The following is a 21112-nucleotide window of genomic DNA, read 5'->3' as shown; positions in this document are numbered from 1 at the left end:
TAACCTATAAAAATTTGGTGTGGCAGAGATGTAAGGGCTTTAAACATTGATGGTACGCAAGTAATTTCATAAAAATTATTAATTTGAGTTTAATGAAATATTACAAAATATTTAGTGAGATTTAGCCATCAAGTATTCATATTTTTATCCATAACAATATGTTTAATATTTTCTTCATAAAATGGTTGTCCTGAAGTGCTATAACCTAACTTTTCATAGAATGGTATAGCATAATATTGTGCGTGCATCGTTAAGAATGTAAGTTGATATGTATGAGCAATTTTTTCCACAAATTGTAATAATTTTAAACCTAAACCTAAGCCTCTATATTCTTTTAGAATTGCAACACGTTCAACTTTACCTATTTCTTCATTTAACATTCGTATGCGTGCCGTAGCAATTGGTAGATTATCTTCGTTGTAACCAATAATATGTATTGCCTCGTTTTCATATTTATCAATTTCATTGTCTTCTGGAACATGTTGTTCTTTAACAAACACCTCTTTTCTAATTTTAAAACAATCTTGTAACATTTGATCATTTGTCACTTCATTAAACATATTTAATCTCCTTTGGATATAAAATAGGGAAGAAGACGAATGGTTTGATGTCTTCTTCCCTATGATAATCTGTTATTTTATAAAGCTTCTTTTCTAATAATTGCGGTATATTGCCAAAATATTCTCATTTGAGCTATATTCCAATTATTCATTCCCATCGTAAACCCTGATGGTTTAAATAGTGTTACATCCGTTACCTCAAGTGCTGCCGCAATTAAATATTGTAAGGGAACACTAATACTTTTCATTTCTTCGGTTATACCATTTTCATCATATACCCAAGAAAATGGTAGTTCTGATTCGAAAATATCAACTTTATTAAAAATTTCTGGAAGCGCTACGATGTAACATGCACCATCTACAACGGGATTATGATTACTTTCTTTATAATAAATAAGTAGTGCTTCATAATTTTCTCTATGTTCATGATTCACATAGAAAAATTCATTTCTAAATAAAGCCATGTCTTTACTATGAATAATTTGTTGTTCTAAAACATTAAACATACCATTGATATTGGCTATCTTTTCATATGTTTTTCGTGACATCTTAGCAACTCCTTTCATATCACTATATAACTGGATTAATAAGCAGTTGTATCAATTTCTTGACCTTGTTGTGTCGATTGTTGATTGTTTTGATTATTAACTGTTTCATTTGGTTGTTGTTCGTTCATATCGTTGCTTTGAGATTGCTCATTGTTATTATCTGATTGTTGATTCGTGTCGTTACTGTTATCTTTTTTATGCTTTTTATCTGTTGTATCATTTTGTGCTTTTCTTAATAACGAGTCATCTAGTTTAGTTAATGGAACTAATGAACCATAATGGTCAATGACTCTTTGATTTAAGAAGTCATCTTTATCTGTAATTTTAGATAACCCTAAATCAGAGCGCAAGATATTTGAATATTTTTGAATGCTCTTAATGCTCGGATTGTAATAATAAATATTATCTAACATATCGTCTTTACCTTCTAGTTGTGATTTTTTCATCTCTACACTATCAGATAAATACATTTTAGCTAATGATTTAATTTCAGATTTAGTTAAGTTATGTTTTGCATTTTTTCCTACAATACTAATGACTTCGTCTAACTTATCAAATGAATCTAGTGTCTGTGCTTTTTGGAATAAGATTTTAATTAAGTCCATTTGACGTTGACCACGTTTTAAATCAGAATCATGGTGGCGTGTTCTAGCAACAGCTAAAGCTTCATCACCATTTAACTTTTGGTAGCCTTTCTTAATTTTAATTCTTCCAGTATCATCACTATTTGGTTCATTTAAATTATAGGGTACGTCATAATATATACCACCGAGTTCATCAACAGCTTGAACGAATGCCTTCATATTAACACGTGCATAATAATCAACGGGTACATTCATTGTTGCTTCTACTGAATCCATAGCAGCAATAGGCCCTCCATATGCGTGAGCGTGAGTTATTTTGTCATAATAGCCTACTTTAGGGATATAACTAATTGTATCACGAGGTATACTTAACATTCTGATTTGATGTTTTTCTTGATTGAAAGTGGACAAAATCATTGCATCTGATCTTGAATGCTCCAAACTCTGACCATTTTTTTCACGGCCTTCATTATCATCGATACCTAAGAATAAGATAGAGATTGGATCTTTTTCAGGGTCGATTTTTGAACTTCTTAAGTTAGATTGCCGATCAGCGTTACTTTTATCTTGAGAAGATTCAAATGCTTTCTCCGATGATTTGAAAAGATTATTAGCAAAAACAACAGGAATTGCAATAAGAGCGAAGGTTAGTAGAATTAAAAAGAATTTAAAAAATTTATTCATATTTGTTGCTCCTAAATAGTATAAACTTATTTTTTTATTTTATTAAAAGTTATGTTGTTTCTTGGTATCGTTGTTATTTATTTTCCACACTATAGCCTTAAATTGTATTACTTTATAGTTAAAATTACAACACATACATATACAAAATTATTACATTCTTAAAATTTAATTTACATCTCATATTATAAATGATTCCAAGTATTAAGTGTGATAAGAGAGTTATATTTATTGTGAATTTATAGAAAAAAACTGAAATTGATTATTATGTAACAAATAATTGAATGAGTATGTGATATAGAGTTAATGGTTTATAGACTTCTTGATTATATCTTTTAGCAATGCATATTATTTTGCATAATTATACCTTATTTATATACTATGATTTTATTTTTCGATGACTAGCTGTTAAGTATTGATAAATGATTAAATTGAAGAACATATTTTTAGTAGACTACGTACACACATTTAGTAATATATCTGCGCACTTTAATAAAATTTTAATACACATTTTAGCTTTATGGTACTAAAGTACAATGGAAATAATTTTTTATAGAGGTATCATTTAATTAAAGTGATTTAAAAAGGGATATACGTTATAATTATGCATAGTGTATAAAATGAATACTATACTAACTAACTATATTTCATTTACTTGATAAGTGTGCATTAATATTATAGTTGATTTTCTGATTAAAAAAGGGATGGTGTAAGTAAGTTTAAAATTGAATAAGATAGTGTTGTGTTACTTCTGTATTTGAGAAAGAAAAAAATAATAGATTAATTTAAATATTTTTCTAGGAGTATTATGGATATAAAAAATGATTGTCATAATATCAAAATTTTATATTGAAGAAAAATATTGATATTAACAGGTGAGGCAAATAATAACATGAAACTGAATAAGACTAAAATTATATTTTTCATAATAGTATTAGTAATACTTATTGTATTAATGATTATATTTGGGAGAAAATGGAGCGAATACTTACAAACAGACAGTCGTATTTTTCAAAAAAACGATAATGAAACTTACATATTGAAAAAAGATAAACATGAGAAGGCACCTAAGAAACTAAAAAATGTGATGGATAAGAAAAATCCTGTATACAAAGATATCAATAATTATTTGAAAGCAACTAACTTTAATGGAACTGCAACTGTATTTGAAAACGGAAAAGTTAAATTAGATAAAGGTTATGGATTTAAAAACTTCGAAAATGGTGAAAAAAATTCAGCTAATACGATGTATTTAATTGGGTCTTCTCAAAAATTCACTACTGGATTAATGTTAAAACAACTTGAAGTTGAAAATAAGGTCAATATCAATGACCCCGTGACAAAATACTTACCTTGGTTTAAAACAAGCAAAGAGATAACGCTAAAAGATTTGATGCTACATGAGAGTGGTCTACATAAATATGAAGCATCTACAAATATTAAAAATCTAGATCAAGCTGTTAAATCAATTCAGCAAAAAGGCATTGATGACAAATTTTATCATAAGCATCAATATAATGATGGCAATTATTTAGTCCTTGCGAAAGTAATTGAAAAAGTAACTCATAAACCTTATGTTGAAAATTATTATAGTAGACTAGCCAATCCTTTTAAATTAAAACATAGTGCTTTCTTTGATGAGAAAGTATATCAAAAGTATATGGCTAGGGGTTATAAAATCAATCATAATAAATTCTCTTTAATGCATCCTAAAATTCTTGATCAATATTATGGTGCAGGTAATTTATATATGGCACCTCATGATATGGGGCAATTAATACTTGCTTTACAACATTATAAAATATTTGATGCGGATGTAACGAATCCATTACTTCATGAATTTGGTACAAAACAATATCCTAAGGAATACCGATACGGTTTTTATGTTACGCCAACCATGAACCGAGTCAATGGTGTATTCTTCGGACAAAAATTCACAGTATATTACAATGATAAATATATCGTGATATTAGCAAGCAACTTAACTGTTGAAGGCGAAACAGCAGATGAAACAAATGAGAATAAAATGAAACATGTATTCTATGATATGCTTCATCAGAAAAAGCAATATAATGTTCCTGGAATTCAAGTGAAGTAATGATAATGATATAAATATAAACGCACATGTTGTTGTCTATGAGACATACGACATGTGCGTTTTTGATTTATTTACAATGAGCAAGCGCTTGTAAAAACGCATGTTGATAATAATTTGAAATAGGGGAATGAACAACCTGACAGTTAGGTTCTATTGAATTAAAGTCTACAACAGTTGCCCCTTTAGTAAGTATACCTTGTAATTCTATTTGAACATTTGCATCAAATACATTAAATAGATCAGCATCTATTAAATATAAAATAGTGAATACATCATATAATTTGAGACCTTCATGAACATTTTCAGTTCGATAATGTTGGAACAATTGAGATAACATATCACCAGTCTGATTCGTTGCTTTTATTTTTTCTATAAATTCATGGGAAAACATGGCTTGACGTGCTAAATCTAATCCAATCATAACCAAAGGAAGTTGAGAGTTAAAAACAATATTAGCTGCTTCAGGGTCGCAATATATATTAAATTCTGCAAGAGGTGTAACGTTACCTCTGCCGCTACTACCACCCATAATTACAATTTGCTTAATCTTTGATTTGATTTCTGGATAGGTAGCAAGTAGAAGCGCAATATTTGTTAATGGTCCAATAGCAACAATAGTAATGGGGGAAGTGCTTTCCTTTAATACATTTTTCATGGCTTCGATAGCGTTCATAGGTGAAATTTTTTCATCTGTAGGAGATTTAAAATCATAGCCATCCATACCAGATTCCCCATGAACTTCAGCTGCATCAACAGGATTTGAAATTAATGGACGTGATGCGCCTTTAAAAACAGGCACATGACTATTGAAAAAATATTTTAATTTTAAAGCGTTAGCAGTTGTTTTATCAATATTCACATTACCATTTACCGTTGTAATCATTTTTACATCTAATTGCGGGTGATTGAGCGCTAAGCTAATAGCTGCCGCATCATCAATACCAGGATCTGTATCTATAATCAATGATATCGTCATGTTCATCTTCTCCTTAAAAATAGTAAGTAATTATATTTTGACGCAAAAAAGACCTGCTAGCAAATGCTAACAGGTCTAAAAGTATGATTTCTATACTTTTTATAAGTGGTGTGAGTGACCACCTTGCATAACCCAATACGTACCGACAACGATAGCAAGAGTTATGATAATTGCAAAGATAACTTTGAATGATTGCACACGACCGTCTTTACCTTCAGTCAAGTGCATGAACATTAATAATTGAACTGCAGCTTGGATAAATGCAAATCCAAAAATAATTGTTACTTTAGCATGGAAAGTCATTGATGTGTATAGAGTTACGAAAACTGCTAAAAGCGTTAATACGATAGAAGCAATAAATCCGACAGTATGTTTTACGATTGTATTCATCCGCTATACACCATCCCTATCATATATACGGCAGTGAAGATGAAGATCCAAACAACATCTAAGAAGTGCCAGTATAAACTTACTATAAATAATTTTGGAGCATTATATGAATCCAAACCACGAGTACCAATTTGAATTAATAAACAAATAATCCAAACAATACCAACTGAAACGTGACAACCATGAGTTCCTAAAAGAATAAAGAAACTAGACCAGAAGGAACCAATAGTAGGGTTAACACCTTCAGTTGCATAATGTGCGAATTCGTAGATTTCGAAACCTACGAATACAAGCCCTAGTAGTACAGTAAGAATCATCCAAAACATCATTAAGTTTTGTTTTTCTTTACGCATGTAGTAAATTGCAATACCACATGTATATGAACTTAATAATAACGCAAATGTCATTATTAAAACTAATGGTAATTCAAATAATTCTGTAGTCATCTTGCCAGCGTAATCGCCACCGTGTTGCAAAGTTAATAACGTTGCGAATAGGGTACCGAATAACGCGAATTCGGCTGTAAGGAAAATCCAAAAGCCAAGTTTATTTAATTCGCCTTCATGCGTACGTGAATCGATTGTATTAGTATCATGACTCATGACTTACAGCCTCCCTTTCTTTAATTCGTGCTTCTCTTAAACGAGCCTCAGTTTCAGCTACTTCAGAAGCAGGGATATGGTAACCGTGGTCGATTTGGAAACTTCTCCAAATCATAGTACCAAAGATACCTGCTAAGCAGATAGCCGCTGGAATGATTGTTTCAAAGATTAAGAAGAAACCACCAATTGTGAAGAAGATACCCATCCAGAAACCAACTGGAGTGTCATTTGGCATATGAATATCTTTGTAATTATGGTTGTCTAAATAATGACGACCATGTTCCTTCATATCTACAAATGTATCATAGTCATTCCAATCTGGAGTGACAGCAAAGTTGTATTTAGGTGGAATTGCTGAAGCAGTAGTCCACTCTAATGTACGACCAAGGCCATCCCAGTTATCGCCTGTAGCTTCACGTGGCGCTTTAATGTGACTGTAAACAATGCTTACCACTAAGAATAAGAAACCAATTGCCATTAATAAAGCACCGATAGTTGAAATGAAGTTCAATAAGAACCAACCATCAGAAGGCATATAAGTGTATAAACGACGTGGCATACCATCTAATCCAAGGATGAATTGTGGTAAGAAACAAACGTTAAATCCGATCATGAAGAACCAGAAGCACCATTTGTTTAACGTTTCGTTTAATTTGTAGCCCATCATTTTTGGATACCAGAAGATTAAACCAGCTAAGCAGGCAAATACTACACCAGTAACCAATGTATAGTGGAAGTGAGCTACTAAGAAATAAGTGTTGTGATATTGATAGTCAGCTGATGCCATCGCTAACATTACACCAGTAACCCCACCTAATAGGAAGTTAGGGATGAATGCTAATGAGAATAACATCGGTGACTCAAAAGTAATTCGACCTTTATACAATGTTAATAGCCAGTTGAATAGCTTAACGCCGGTAGGTACACCGATTAACATTGTTGAAATTGAGAAGAATGAGTTGATTAAAGCACCATTACCCATTGTGAAGAAATGGTGAACCCAAACTAAGAAACTTAAGAACGCGATACCAGCAGTTGCCCAGACCATGCTTTGATGACCGAACAAGCGTTTACGCGCAAATGTTGGAATAATTTCAGAGTAAATACCAAATGCAGGTAAGATAACGATATATACTTCAGGGTGCCCCCATACCCAGAAGAAGTTCGCCCATAACATAGGCATACCGCCATCTGCAACTGTAAAGAATGCTGTTCCAAACACTCTATCTACTGTCATTAAAGCTAAAGCCACTGTTAATACAGGGAAAGCTAAGATAACGATTAAAGTAGTAATGAATGTTGTTACAGTAAACATTGGCATTTGCATAAACTTCATTGTTGGTGTTTTACATCTTAAGATTGTTACAAAGAAGTTGATACCGGTCATTAAAGTACCTAAACCGGAGATTTGAATTGCAACTAGATAGTAGTTAACACCTGGACCAGGACTAAATTCACCAGCAAGTGGTGCATAGTTTGTCCAACCAGCAGCTGGTGATCCACCTATGATAAATGATAGGTTGAATAAAATCATACCAGCAAAGAATAGCCAGAAACTTACGTTGTTCATTACAGGGAAGGCAACATCACGTGCACCAATTTGTAAAGGAACAACAATATTCCATAAACCAAAGATAAATGGCATAGCCATGAATATAATCATGATAACGCCGTGCGTACTGAAAATTTCATTGTAGTGATTTGATTCCAAGAATTTGTTATCTGGAATAGTTAATTGCGTACGAATAAGTAACGCGTCAATACCACCACGGACGAACATTAATACGGCACAGATTAAATACATAACACCGATTTTTTTATGGTCTACGGATGTGAACCATTCTTTATAAAGATATTTCCATAATTTGAAATACGTAATTACCGCTATAAGGCCGATAACTAAGAATGGCGCACCAATTTGTGCCATTGTAATCATCCAGTTACCTTTAACGATTAATTGATCCCATGGAAAATTCATTAATGTCCACCTCCATGATCATCTTTTTTAGACGGACTATCGTCTTTTGCTTCTTTGGAAATTTTTTCCATTTCCTTAGAATTGTGTTTTTCTTTCTTCTTGAATTCATTGTCGTATTTTTCATTGTTGCCAAGAATCATTGGTGTCATACCATGACGTTTGTAGTTAGCGTTTGAAATAGTAACCTTACGTGCTGGTTTCACTGGTTTATCTTTTACATCTTTATAAAGATCTTTTTCGTCAACGAAGTTAGGATCTTTCTGAACGTAGTTATAACGTTTGTATGCGTAGAAGATATACTCAGGATCAGCTGCAGGGTCAACGAACGCCATATGAGTACCATTAAACGTTAATTCTTTGTTAGGTGTGCTTGGTAAGATTTGTTTATCAAATGTATCTTGATCTAACGTTTTCTTACTTTGAGCTTTTTTCACCCATTTGTTGAAATCACTTTGGCTTACAGAGTTAACATCAAATGTTTGACGTGAGAAACCTTCACCGTTGAAGTTTGAGTTTCTACCTCTGAAAGTACCTGTTTGATCTGCTGTTAATGTCCAATTCATAGTCATACCAGTCATGGCATATTTCTGACCACCTAATTGTGGAATCCAGAAACTTGTCATTGTATCCATAGCTTGTAACTTGAATACGACTGGACGATCTTTAGGAATTGTTAATGTATTAACAGTTTCGATGTGTTGATCTGGGTAGGCAAAGAACCATTTGTAACCAGCGCTTACTGCGTAAACCACAAGTGGGTCCTTGTCTTTTTCTGGTGGTTTTTCATAATCGTATAATGTTTTAACAGTTGGAATTGCTAAAGCAATAACGATAATGATAGGTACCACAAACCAAATTGTTTCAATTAAAGAATTGTGGTGCATCTTACCAGATTCATCATTCTTATTGTAACTATACTTGTAAATAAAGAATGCGAACATAGCAAGAACAACGACAACAATAACAAGCATGAAGATAATTGAATAGATGATCAAGAACTTCTGACTGCTTGCTACTGGCCCTTTTGCATTGAAAACTTCAATGTTCGAACAACCACTAAGTAAAATTAGTGTTCCGACCATTAGAAGCAAAGACTTAAATTTTGACACTTTTTTGACCTCCTAATACTACAAATGTAGGGCTTACCACTAATTTTAGTTTATTACACAATATTTACAAGTACCTAAAAGAAAAAAATTATTGATATAAGCAAAAAATTTAAAAAAATTTGAGATATGACGGGGATTGTAAGATTTGTTAAAATTGTGTGTACATTTTGTGAAAAAGGACAAATTTGTGAAATTGCAATAAATAATGCATTTTTAGATAGATAATTTGAAGATATTCAGAAAATAAAAAAAGTTGAGAATTTAATCTCAACTAAATATAAAATATTATTTGACTTTAATATTTCTAATTGAAGTTTTTTGAGCACCGTCTGAATCTGTGACTTTGTATTTAACCTCATATGTACCTGATTTAGTAGTATCAACATCGCCATCTATTTTGATTTTATGTGTTAAATCACCATCTTCTTTATCATAAGCACTTATGCCTTGAAGTAGGTTATAATCTTCACCTTTTTCGATGATGATGTCATTCACGCCTCTTAATTGAGGTTCCGAATTAGTTGTCGCTTCGGCATTTAGATTAGGTGTGACTAAAGTAGCAGATACTCCGATTGCTGATAGTGACTGAATTAGTTTGTTCATAAAGTAACCTCCGAATGTTAGTCAACTACGATTTATGTATATCATACGTTAATTTTCAGAATAATACATCATACTATAGTCTTAATATACCTGATTAATTAGATATTTAATACATATAATAAGAAATAAATAATTAAAATTATGTAAATTGAACGTTATGTGAACAATTTAACATTTCTTTGATTAACTACATAGTTAAGGTTTAGAATGACAGTGTAAAAAGTTTTGGTTTTAAATACGAGTTATCCGGGAGTGGAAATAATGTTAAGTGAAAGAGAAAAAGACGTAGTAAAAGAAACAGTACCAGTATTACAAGATAAAGGAGTAGAAATTACTTCGAATTTTTATGCACGCATGTTTAAACAACATCCTGAACTAAAAAACATGTTTAATCAAACAAATCAACAGCGTGGATTACAATCTACTGCATTAGCTCAATCTGTGTTAGCCGCAGCGGTTAATATTGATCATCTTGAAGCTATCCTACCTGTAGTAAAAGAAATCGCTTATAAACATTGCGCTTTACAAGTACCACCAGCAGGATACGATATCGTTGGTGAAAACTTAATTGCAGCAATAAAAGAAGTTGTTGGATTAGATGACGACCATGAAATTATTAAAACATGGAAAAAAGCTTATCAAGAAATTGCAGACATATTCATTTCTGTTGAAAAAGATATCTATAAAGACATGCTATGGGACGGCTTCCAGCCATTTAAAGTTGAAACCATAGAACAAGTCTCTTCTGATATTAAAGCTTTCACAGTCTCTTCGGGTGAATATGATTTAAGTCAGTTTGTACCTGGTCAATATATTACCGTCGATGTAGGTAGTGAAAAAATGCCTTATAGAGCTAAAAGACATTATTCAATTGTAAAAGGCGATAAAAATCATCTTACTTTTGCGGTGAAAAGAGATGTAACTACAGAACATGAAGGTGAAGTATCTACAATTTTACATGATGAATTTCAAGAAGGGGACAATATTAATTTGACAGCTCCTGTAGGGCCATTTCATGTTGTTGAAAAGGGTAACAGACAGTTGTTCCTAGGATCTGGTATAGGCGTAACGCCACTCGTATCTATGTTTAATGAAGTAGTAAATGACAATGGAGAAGCTCGATTTATACAAGTAACAAATGACATGGACGATGCACCGTTCTCATCATTATTAACTGCTATTGCTAATGAGAACACGCAAGCAACGTATGACTTATACGATAAAAATAAAAACGGCTATATTGGTAGTGAACAATTAAAACAATGGATCGACAATGATACGGAAATTTATGTATGCGGTGGGAAATCATTCATTCAATCAATGATTAAAGCTTTAAAAGAATTAAATATAGATGAATCTAAAATTCATTACGAAACATTTATTCCAAAATTGAGTGTAGCAGTATAAATAGAATAAAAAAGCAGAAGGCCAACGCCTTCTGCTTTTTTATAATTATTCAATACCACGACGCATTTTCTCTGCAAGTAAAGTATTATTCAGTACCATTGTAATTGTTAATGGACCAACACCACCTGGTACAGGTGTAATAGCACTTGCGACTTCTTTTACTTCGTCAAATGCGACGTCACCTTTTAGTTTGCCATTTTCATCTGGAGTATTACCTACATCAATGATAACCGCGCCTTCTTTAACCATATCTTTAGTAACTAATTCAGGTTTTCCAACTGCACTGACAACGATATCAGCTTCTTTAATGAAACTAGCCATGTCTTTAGATCTTGAATGTAGGATTGTCACAGTTGCATTTTGTTGTAGTAATAGTTTAGATACAGGTTGACCTACGATATGACTTCTACCAATTACCACAGCATTTTTTCCTTCAATATCAATGTCAGCATGCTTCAATATTTCCATAATTCCTAATGGTGTACAAGGTACAAAAGTTTGTTCATCAATATATAATTTACCAATATTACTTGGATGGAAGCCATCCACATCTTTTTCTGGATTAATTGCTTCTAATACTTTTTGTTCACTAACTTGCTTTGGAAGAGGTACTTGAACTAGGATGCCACTGACAGAATCATCATTATTTAAGCGTTCTAATTCTGATAATACATCTTCTTCAGAAGTATCTTCGCTTAAATGAACGATTTCGGAAATCATTCCAATTTTTTCTGCTGCTTTCTTTTTAGACCTAACATAACTTTGGCTTGCACCATCGTTACCGACCAATATTACGGATAATTTAGGTGTGTATCCTTTAGATTTAAGTACTTCCACTTGATCTTTTAAACCTTGACGATAATCTTTAGCGATTTGTTTACCATCTAATAATTTTGCTACCACAATATCTCCTCCTATTTTTCCAATAACTTAACTTTAACATTAAATTTACATAACTTAATAGCTAAAAGACGTAAATTTAATTAAAATTTCTTATTAAAGTTCGATTTTTGATTGAAAAAGCATTTGATGATTGTTATGCTATATCTGTAATATACAACTTAACGACAAATAAATCCAAAGTTTTGAAAGGGTGTACATCTTGAAAGTAGCAGTCATTATGGGTAGTTCTTCCGATTGGGAAATTATGAGCGAAAGTTGCACAATGCTTGAACAATTTGAAATTCCGTATGAAAAGAAAGTCGTTTCAGCGCATCGTACGCCTCATTTAATGGTAGATTTTGCGAGTCATGCAAGTAACAACGGTTATGATTTAATCATTGCAGGAGCTGGTGGTGCAGCGCATTTACCAGGTATGGTTGCATCGATGACCACATTACCTGTTATTGGTGTTCCTATTGAATCTAAAAGTTTAAAAGGATTGGATTCTCTATTGTCGATTGTACAGATGCCGGGTGGAATTCCAGTAGCGACGACAGCAATCGGTAAAGCAGGGGCTAAAAATGCTGGGATACTAGCTGCAAGAATATTAGGTATAAGTAATTCGTCAGTTCGTGAAAATTTGGAAAATTATGAAAAAACATTGGTACAAAAAGTGGAGGAAATGCAAAATGAACTTCAATAAACTATCATTTGGCTCAACCATAGGCATTATTGGTGGTGGTCAATTAGGTAAGATGATGGCACAATCAGCTCAAAAAATGGGATATAAGGTGATTGTTTTAGATCCAAGTTCTGATTGTCCATGTAGATATGTGGCACATGAATTTATAGAAGCGAATTATGATGACGAACGTGCACTGCATCTTCTAGGTGAAAGTTCGGATGTCATTACTTATGAATTTGAAAATATATCAGCTGAACAACTTAAGACGCTTACTGAAAAATATAATATTCCTCAAGGCTATCAAGCCATACAATTACTTCAAGATCGTTTAACTGAAAAACAAACTTTAGAACAAGCAGGAACACAGATTGTTCCATATACCTCAATTAAACATAAAGATGATTTATCAAAGGCTACTAATACACTTGGCTATCCATTTATTGTTAAAACACGTTTCGGTGGTTATGACGGCAAAGGTCAAATATTAGTTAAATCTGAAGAAGATATTAAAGAAGCTGAAAAATTAGTATCAAATCAGGAATGTGTCGCAGAACAATTTTTAAATATTAAAAAAGAAGTGTCACTTACTGTGACTATCGGTAATCATCAACAAATCACATACTTCCCACTACAAGAAAATGAACATAGAAATCAAATTTTATTCAAAACCATAGTCCCTGCGAGATGTAATCAAATCGAGAATGCTAAACGAGAAGTTGAAAAAATAATAAAAACTGTCCACTTTATAGGAACATTTACAGTTGAGTTTTTCATTGATTGCAATGATCAATTGTATGTTAACGAAATCGCACCTCGACCTCATAATTCTGGACATTATTCAATTGAAGCATGTGATTATTCACAATTTGACACTCATATTTTAGCAGTCACTGGTCAAACCTTGCCTGACAAAATAGAAACACTAAAGCCTGCTGTCATGATGAATTTATTAGGTAAAGATTTAGATTTATTGGAAGATGAATTTGCAGCGCATCCTGAATGGCACGTTCATATTTATGGTAAATCTGAGCGTAAACCAAATAGAAAAATGGGACATATGACTATATTAACGAACCGAATCGATGACACTGAAAAGGACATGTTGAAGCGTTTTGAAGGGAGAGACCAATAAATGACATTACTTTATGAAGGTAAAGCTAAAAAAATATATTCCACGGATAAACCCAATGAGTTACGTGTTGAATACAAAGATGAAGTCACTGCAGGCAATGGTGCTAAAAAAGATGCCATGTCTGGAAAAGGAAAACTTAATAATCGTATTACTTCAATTATCTTTGAATACTTAGAAAAAAATGGTTTAAAAAGTCATTTTATCAAGCAATTATCCGATACAGAACAGTTAGTAGAATCAGTGAAAATTATTCCATTAGAAGTGGTAGTTAGAAATATTGCAGCAGGTTCTATTACACAAAGACTTGGATTTGAAAAAGGGTATCTCTTTGATGTGCCTTTGGTTGAATTTTTCTATAAAAATGATGAATTAAATGATCCATTGATTACAGAAGACCATATTAAGTTGTTACACATTGCTTATGATGATCAAATTTCAACGTTAAAATCAATGGCACTCGATATTAATAAAGTACTTGTTCAACTAATGGATGAAATGGAATTAAGACTTGTAGATTTTAAAATTGAATTTGGAATTACAAATGAAGGAAAAATTTTACTAGCTGATGAAATTTCACCAGATACATGCAGAATATGGGATAAATATTCAGATACAAATTTTGATAAAGATGTCTACCGAAATGATACGGGCTCATTAATTGAAACATATCAATCATTTTTAAATAAATTGGAGGATTTAAAATAATGAAAACAATTGAATTACATGTCACTTTACAACCTCAAGTTTTAGATACACAAGGTCAAGCATTAAATCGAGCAGTTCATGATTTAGGATATAAACAAGTTAATGATATTCGAGTAGGAAAAGTATTATACATGACAGTTGATGAAGCAACTGATGAAGCGGTTGATAATATTATTACAACATTAAGTGAAAAGCTATTTGCCAACACTGTTATTGAAGAATATAGCTATAAAGTGGTTGATGAAAAGGAGAATGCATAACATGAAATTTGCTGTTCTTGTATTTCCAGGTTCAAATTGTGATAGAGATATGTATAATGCAGCGATTAAATCAGGTGTTGAAGCGGAATATGTTGATTATAGAACGACAACATTAGAAGGATTTGATGGTGTACTTATTCCTGGTGGATTCTCTTTTGGAGATTATTTAAGATCAGGTGCTATGGCAAGCGTAGCGCCGGTTATCAATGAAGTTAAAAGATTGGCTAAAGAAGGCAAACCAGTACTAGGTGTATGTAATGGATTCCAAATTTTAACTGAAATCGGTTTACTACCTGGTGCGTTACTTCATAATGATTCACATTTATTTGTCAGCCGTAATGAATCTTTACGTATTGTAAATAATCAGACGCCATTCACAGATTTATATGAAGAAAATGAAGTGGTTGTTTATCCGGTAGCACACGGTGAAGGTCATTACTACTGTAATGAAGACATTTATAACGAATTGATTACTAACAATCAAATTATTTTGAAATACACTGATAATCCTAATGGGTCATATGCTGATATTGCAGGCATTGTTAATAAAGAAGGTAATGTTTGCGGTATGATGCCACATCCGGAAAGAGCAATGGAGTCATTATTAGGTACTGATAGCGGCGTTAAATTATTTGAGGCTATGGTAAATAGTTGGAGGGAACAAAATGTCTAAATTTATCGAACCAAGTGTTGAAGAAATTAAGTTGGAAAAGCTATATCAAGATATGGGATTAAGTGATAAAGAATACGATAAAGTATGTGAAATCTTAGGCAGAGAACCCAATTTTACTGAAACGGGTATTTTTTCAGTTATGTGGAGTGAGCACTGTTCTTACAAACATTCAAAACCATTTTTAAAACAGTTTCCTACTACTGGCGAACATGTATTAATGGGACCAGGAGAAGGCGCTGGAGTTGTAGATATTGGTGACAACCAAGCAGTCGTTTTTAAAGTGGAATCACATAATCACCCTTCAGCTATTGAACCGTATCAAGGTGCTGCTACAGGTGTGGGAGGAATCATCAGAGATATTGTTTCTATTGGAGCACGTCCTATAAATTTATTAAATAGCTTACGCTTTGGTGAGTTATCAAACAAGCAAAATCAGAGACTGCTTAAAGGCGTAGTTAGTGGTATCGGTGGCTATGGTAACTGTATTGGTATTCCAACAACTGCTGGTGAAATCGAGTTTGATGACCGCTATGATGGTAATCCTCTTGTCAATGCTATGTGTGTCGGCATTATTGATCATGACATGGTACAAAAAGGGACAGCTAAAGGTGTAGGTAATTCTGTTATTTATGTAGGGTTAAAAACAGGTAGAGATGGTATTCACGGAGCAACGTTTGCATCTGAAGAATTAACTGAAGAAAGTGAAAGCAAACGACCATCTGTACAAATTGGTGACCCATTTGTTGGTAAGAAATTAATGGAAGCAACATTAGAAGCTATCACATTCGATGAATTAGTTGGTATCCAAGATATGGGAGCGGCAGGATTAACTTCATCTTCTTCGGAAATGGCGGCTAAAGGTGGAAGTGGCCTCCACTTAAGATTGGACCAAGTACCAACTAGAGAACCAGGTATTTCACCATATGAAATGATGCTCTCTGAAACTCAAGAAAGAATGTTACTTGTTGTAGAAAAAGGAACAGAACAAAAATTCTTAGACTTATTTGAAAAGCATGAATTAGATAGTGCAGTCATTGGAGAAGTAACTGATACAAATCGCTTTGTTTTAACATATGAAGATGAAGTGTTTGCAGATATTCCGGTACAACCTTTATCGGATGAAGCACCAGTTTATATTCTTGAAGGTGAAGAGAAAGCATACAATACATCTAAAAATGACTATAGTCATATCGATATTGAGAATGTATTTGACCAGTTATTAAAACATCCAACGATTGCTTCAAAACATTATTTATATGAGCAATATGATCAACAAGTGGGTGCTAATACGATTATTAAACCAGGACTACAGTCATCAGTGGTAAGAGTAGAAGGTACGAATAAAGCAATTGCTTCAACGATTGATGGTGAAGCACGTTATGTATTTAATCAACCTTATGAAGGCGGGAAAATGGTTGTAGCAGAAGCATATCGTAATTTGATTGCTGTAGGTGCTACACCGCTAGCCATGACAGATTGCTTGAATTATGGATCTCCAGAGAAAAAAGAAATTTATCAACAATTAATTGATTCTACTAAAGGAATGGCAGAAGCATGTGATGTATTAAAAACGCCTGTTGTATCAGGAAATGTATCGTTATACAACGAAACACGAGGTACATCCATCTTCCCAACACCAGTAGTTGGTATGGTTGGCTTAATTGATGATGTTAACTATTTAGCTGATTTTAAACCACAAGCTGGAGAAAAATTATATATCGTTGGAGATACACGTGATGACTTCGGCGGTAGCCAATTAGAAAAATTAATATATGGCACAGTAAATCATGAATTTGAATCAATTGATCTAAGTGATGAGGTTGCAAAAGGTGAAGCGGTTAAATCAGCTATTAGAAACGGTGCTGCATCACATGTTCAAACAGTTGGAAAAGGTGGTTTATTAATTACACTAGCAAAAATAAGTGCACATTATGATTTAGGGTTAGAGGCAAAAATAGATGTATCTAATGCACAGTTATTTAGTGAATCTCAAGGTAGATATATTATTTCTGTAAAAGAAAATGAATCACTAAACATTGAAAATGCAATTGAAATTGGTCAATTTAATGATGGTAATCAGTTCGTAGTATCAAATAACCAAACAACAATTATCAAAAACGTAGCAGATATCAAAGATGTTTGGGAAGGAGCTATTAGCCAATGTTTAACTACTCAGGACTAAATGAGGAATGTGGTGTTTTTGGCATTTGGAATCATCCAGATGCTGCTCAATTAACTTATATGGGGTTGCATAGTTTACAACATAGAGGTCAAGAAGGTGCAGGAATAGTAGCTGCCAATCATGAAGAATTAGTAGGTGAAAGAGGTCTTGGATTACTAACAGAAGCCATTAAAGATGATCAATTATCAAGATTAAAAGATTATCATAATGCAATTGGTCATGTGAGATATGCTACTTCTGGTAATAAAGGTATAGAAAATATTCAACCTTTTTTATATCACTTTTATGATATGAGTGTTGCGATTTGTCATAATGGCAACCTTATTAATGCCCAATCTTTAAGACAAAACCTTGAAAAACATGGTGCCATTTTCCATTCGTCATCTGATACTGAAGTGATTATGCATTTAATCCGAAGAAGTAAAGCACCTACATTTGAAGAAGCTTTAAAAGAAAGTTTACGTCAAATTAAAGGTGGATTTACATTCGCAGTGTTAACTAAAGATGCATTATATGGTGCAGTTGACCCTAATGCTATTAGACCTTTAGTCGTCGGGAAAATGCAAGATAACACCTATATTCTAGCTAGTGAAACATGTGCTATTGACGTCTTAGGAGCAGAATTTGTGCAAGATATTCATGCCGGTGAATATGTCATTATTAACGATGATGGCATCCTAGTTAAATCGTATACAAGACATACAAATACCGCAATTTCAGCCATGGAATATATCTATTTTGCTAGACCAGATTCTACGATTGCTGGGAAAAATGTTCATGCTGTTCGTAAAGCCTCTGGTAAACGTTTAGCACAAGAAAGTCCAGTAGAAGCAGATATGGTAATCGGTGTGCCTAATTCATCTTTATCAGCTGCTAGCGGTTATGCCGAAGAGATAGGGCTTCCATATGAAATGGGTCTTGTAAAAAATCAATATGTAGCGAGAACATTTATTCAACCGACACAACAACTTCGTGAGCAAGGTGTTCGTGTTAAATTGTCAGCAGTTAAAGATATTGTAGAAGGAAAGAATATCATCTTAGTGGATGACTCTATTGTCAGAGGTACTACCTCTAAACGTATTGTAAAGATGTTAAAGGATTCAGGAGCTAATGAAGTACATGTCAGAATTGCGTCTCCAGAATTTATGTTCCCAAGCTTCTATGGTATTGATGTATCAACAACTGCTGAATTAATATCAGCGAGTAAATCACCAGAAGAAATTTGTGAATATATAGGCGCTGATTCGCTTGCATATCTTAGTGTGAATGGATTAATTGAATCTATAGGTTTAGATTATGACGCGCCATATAGTGGTTTGTGTGTTGAAAGCTTCACAGGAGACTATCCGGCTGGATTGTTTGATTACGAAGAGAATTATAAAAAGCATTTAAGTGATCGTCAAAAAGCATATATTAATGAAAATAAACATTACTTTGATAGTGAGGGAAATATAAATGTCTAAAGCATACGAACAATCAGGTGTAGATATCCATGCAGGTTATGAAGCGGTAGAAAGAATGTCTAGTCATGTTAAACGTACGATACGTAAGGAAGTTATCGGTGGATTAGGCGGTTTTGGTGCAACATTTGATTTATCTCAACTCAATATGAAAGCACCAGTATTAGTTTCAGGAACAGACGGTGTAGGTACCAAATTGAAATTAGCAATTGATCATAATAAGCATGATTCTATAGGTATAGATGCGGTGGCAATGTGTGTGAATGATATTTTAACTACAGGTGCAGAGCCGCTTTACTTCTTAGATTATATTGCAACGCATAAAGTAGTTCCTGAAATCATTGAACAAATTGTTAAAGGTATCAGTGATGCTTGTGAAGAAACTAATACGGCTTTAATCGGTGGCGAAACTGCCGAAATGGGTGAAATGTATCATGAAGGTGAATATGATTTGGCAGGCTTTGCAGTTGGTGCAGTTGAGAAAGATGAATATATTGATGGTTCAGACGTGAAATCTGGTCAAGTAATTATAGGATTGGCATCCAATGGTATTCATTCAAATGGATATAGTCTAGTGAGACAACTCATTAAAAAGTCAGGTATAAACCTTAACGATAAATTTGGTCAGCATACGTATTTAGAAACATTTTTAGCACCAACCCAATTATATGTAAAACCAATATTAGAATTAAAAAAACATGTAACAATAAAAGCGATGAATCACATTACTGGTGGTGGTTTTTATGAAAATATTCCTCGTTCATTGCCAGATGGATTATCTGCAGAAATAAATGCAAATGCATTTCCTACACCTGCAATATTCGATTGGTTACAAGAACAAGGCAATATTAGTACTGATGAGATGTATAACATATTTAATATGGGCATTGGTTTTACTGTTATCGTCGATGAAATAGAGAAAGATAAGACGATGGATATTTTAAAACAGCTTAATGTGAATGCCTATGAAATCGGACGCATTGTAGAAGATAGTCATAACCCGATTCATATTCAGGGGGTATAAACGTGACCAAAGTAGCAATCTTTGCATCAGGTTCTGGAAGTAACTTTGAAAATATTGTACGACATGTTCAACAAGGACATATAGAGGATATTGAAATTACTGCACTTTATACAGATCACCATGATGCATATTGTATTAAACGTGCAGAACAACTAGGCGTATCAGTGCATATTAATGAGCCAAAGCGCTTTGAGTCAAAATCTCATTATGAACAACATTTGTTATCATTACTTTCTGCAGAAGGGGTTCAGTGGATTGTTTTAGCAGGTTATATGAGGTTGATAGGGGAGGATATTCTAAAAGCTTATCCTCATAAAATATTAAATATCCATCCATCATTATTGCCAAAATTTAAGGGGATAGACGCAATAGGTCAAGCATTTCGAAGCGGGGATTCAATAACTGGATCAACGGTACATTATGTTGACAATGGTATGGATACGGGAGAAATTATCGAACAAAGACAATGTGATATAAGAACGGACGACACAATTGAAACATTAGAAGAGAGAGTCAAACAATTAGAGTACGAGTTATATCCAAGCGTTATTGCGAAAATCATTCGATAGAGGA

Annotated in this window: 21 protein-coding genes; 11 read left to right on the top strand and 10 right to left on the bottom strand. The window is 33.2% G+C overall.

Annotation, left to right across the window (positions count from 1 at the left end; genetic code table 11):
- Positions 1-128: 128 nt before the first annotated feature.
- The 3 genes from ACZ267_RS05425 to ACZ267_RS05415 all read right to left on the bottom strand — a co-directional run bounded on the left by ACZ267_RS05425 (position 129) and on the right by ACZ267_RS05415 (position 2376).
- Positions 129-560 carry a GNAT family N-acetyltransferase gene (locus ACZ267_RS05425; RefSeq protein WP_002465626.1) on the bottom strand — a complete coding sequence of 144 codons (432 nt, stop codon included), beginning with the start codon at positions 558-560 and terminating at the stop codon, positions 129-131.
- Between the two features lie 77 nt (positions 561-637).
- The gene (locus tag ACZ267_RS05420; protein ID WP_002450730.1) at positions 638-1108 is read right to left on the bottom strand and encodes a DUF2538 family protein; all 471 of its coding nucleotides are present in this window, start codon (positions 1106-1108) and stop codon (positions 638-640) included.
- A gap of 35 nt (positions 1109-1143) precedes the next feature.
- Entirely contained in the window at positions 1144-2376 is a 1233-nt protein-coding gene (locus tag ACZ267_RS05415) for an LCP family protein (RefSeq protein WP_015365204.1), read from the bottom strand.
- An 889-nt stretch (positions 2377-3265) separates the two neighbouring features.
- On the opposite strand from ACZ267_RS05415, the gene ACZ267_RS05410 reads away from it, so the two are divergent.
- On the top strand, positions 3266-4471 hold the full coding sequence (locus ACZ267_RS05410; protein ID WP_002467283.1) for a serine hydrolase domain-containing protein: 1206 nt from the start codon (positions 3266-3268) through the stop codon (positions 4469-4471).
- A gap of 67 nt (positions 4472-4538) precedes the next feature.
- On the opposite strand, the gene rihC is transcribed toward ACZ267_RS05410, so the two are convergent.
- From rihC to ACZ267_RS05380, 6 genes are all read right to left on the bottom strand, one after another.
- Positions 4539-5447 carry a ribonucleoside hydrolase RihC gene (gene rihC / locus ACZ267_RS05405; RefSeq protein WP_002467284.1) on the bottom strand — a complete coding sequence of 303 codons (909 nt, stop codon included), beginning with the start codon at positions 5445-5447 and terminating at the stop codon, positions 4539-4541.
- 99 nt (positions 5448-5546) lie between these two features.
- Positions 5547-5837 carry a cytochrome aa3 quinol oxidase subunit IV gene (gene qoxD, locus ACZ267_RS05400; protein ID WP_002467282.1) on the bottom strand — a complete coding sequence of 97 codons (291 nt, stop codon included), beginning with the start codon at positions 5835-5837 and terminating at the stop codon, positions 5547-5549.
- On the bottom strand, positions 5834-6439 hold the full coding sequence (gene qoxC, locus ACZ267_RS05395; protein WP_002467280.1) for a cytochrome aa3 quinol oxidase subunit III: 606 nt from the start codon (positions 6437-6439) through the stop codon (positions 5834-5836). Before qoxC ends, qoxD begins: the two co-directional genes overlap by 4 nt.
- Positions 6429-8417 (bottom strand): cytochrome aa3 quinol oxidase subunit I, encoded by a 1989-nt coding sequence (qoxB, locus tag ACZ267_RS05390; protein WP_002467278.1) that lies wholly within the window; start codon positions 8415-8417, stop codon positions 6429-6431. Before qoxB ends, qoxC begins: the two co-directional genes overlap by 11 nt.
- Positions 8417-9526, bottom strand: a complete 1110-nt coding sequence (gene qoxA, locus ACZ267_RS05385) for a cytochrome aa3 quinol oxidase subunit II (protein ID WP_002467281.1) — start codon at positions 9524-9526, stop codon at positions 8417-8419. The genes qoxB and qoxA overlap by 1 nt, the downstream gene beginning before the upstream one ends.
- A 285-nt stretch (positions 9527-9811) precedes the next feature.
- Positions 9812-10129, bottom strand: coding sequence for a DUF5011 domain-containing protein (locus ACZ267_RS05380; RefSeq protein ID WP_002450722.1), 318 nt, complete (start codon positions 10127-10129; stop codon positions 9812-9814).
- Positions 10130-10390: 261 nt separating this feature from the next.
- On the opposite strand from ACZ267_RS05380, the gene ACZ267_RS05375 reads away from it, so the two are divergent.
- The gene (locus ACZ267_RS05375; protein WP_002467279.1) at positions 10391-11536 is read left to right on the top strand and encodes a globin domain-containing protein; all 1146 of its coding nucleotides are present in this window, start codon (positions 10391-10393) and stop codon (positions 11534-11536) included.
- Between the two features lie 45 nt (positions 11537-11581).
- Here ACZ267_RS05375 and folD read toward each other — a convergent pair whose 3' ends face one another.
- Entirely contained in the window at positions 11582-12439 is an 858-nt protein-coding gene (folD, locus tag ACZ267_RS05370; RefSeq protein WP_002465409.1) for a bifunctional methylenetetrahydrofolate dehydrogenase/methenyltetrahydrofolate cyclohydrolase FolD, read from the bottom strand.
- 199 nt (positions 12440-12638) lie between these two features.
- On the opposite strand from folD, the gene purE reads away from it, so the two are divergent.
- The 9 genes from purE to purN are packed head-to-tail and all read left to right on the top strand — an operon-like array spanning position 12639 to position 21108.
- A complete protein-coding gene (gene purE / locus ACZ267_RS05365) occupies positions 12639-13121 on the top strand; it encodes a 5-(carboxyamino)imidazole ribonucleotide mutase (RefSeq protein WP_002465404.1) in 483 nt (160 codons plus the stop codon).
- Positions 13069-14235, top strand: a complete 1167-nt coding sequence (purK, locus tag ACZ267_RS05360) for a 5-(carboxyamino)imidazole ribonucleotide synthase (protein ID WP_078103911.1) — start codon at positions 13069-13071, stop codon at positions 14233-14235. Before purE ends, purK begins: the two co-directional genes overlap by 53 nt.
- A complete protein-coding gene (gene purC, locus ACZ267_RS05355; protein WP_002465403.1) occupies positions 14236-14940 on the top strand; it encodes a phosphoribosylaminoimidazolesuccinocarboxamide synthase in 705 nt (234 codons plus the stop codon).
- Entirely contained in the window at positions 14940-15200 is a 261-nt protein-coding gene (gene purS, locus ACZ267_RS05350) for a phosphoribosylformylglycinamidine synthase subunit PurS (RefSeq protein WP_047210704.1), read from the top strand. Before purC ends, purS begins: the two co-directional genes overlap by 1 nt.
- Before the next feature lies 1 nt (position 15201).
- A complete protein-coding gene (gene purQ, locus ACZ267_RS05345) occupies positions 15202-15873 on the top strand; it encodes a phosphoribosylformylglycinamidine synthase I (protein WP_002465411.1) in 672 nt (223 codons plus the stop codon).
- Entirely contained in the window at positions 15866-18055 is a 2190-nt protein-coding gene (gene purL / locus ACZ267_RS05340) for a phosphoribosylformylglycinamidine synthase subunit PurL (RefSeq protein WP_002465405.1), read from the top strand. Before purQ ends, purL begins: the two co-directional genes overlap by 8 nt.
- A complete protein-coding gene (gene purF, locus ACZ267_RS05335) occupies positions 18034-19518 on the top strand; it encodes an amidophosphoribosyltransferase (RefSeq protein WP_002465406.1) in 1485 nt (494 codons plus the stop codon). Before purL ends, purF begins: the two co-directional genes overlap by 22 nt.
- Positions 19511-20539, top strand: coding sequence for a phosphoribosylformylglycinamidine cyclo-ligase (purM, locus tag ACZ267_RS05330; RefSeq protein WP_015365199.1), 1029 nt, complete (start codon positions 19511-19513; stop codon positions 20537-20539). The genes purF and purM overlap by 8 nt, the downstream gene beginning before the upstream one ends.
- A 2-nt stretch (positions 20540-20541) precedes the next feature.
- Positions 20542-21108, top strand: coding sequence for a phosphoribosylglycinamide formyltransferase (purN, locus tag ACZ267_RS05325; RefSeq protein WP_002465399.1), 567 nt, complete (start codon positions 20542-20544; stop codon positions 21106-21108).
- Positions 21109-21112: the final 4 nt, after the last annotated feature.

It is taken from the genome of Staphylococcus sp. AC872 (assembly GCF_979255425.1).
The sequence above is the reverse complement of the archived record's forward strand: the minus strand, read 5'-3'. Positions and strand labels throughout refer to the sequence as shown.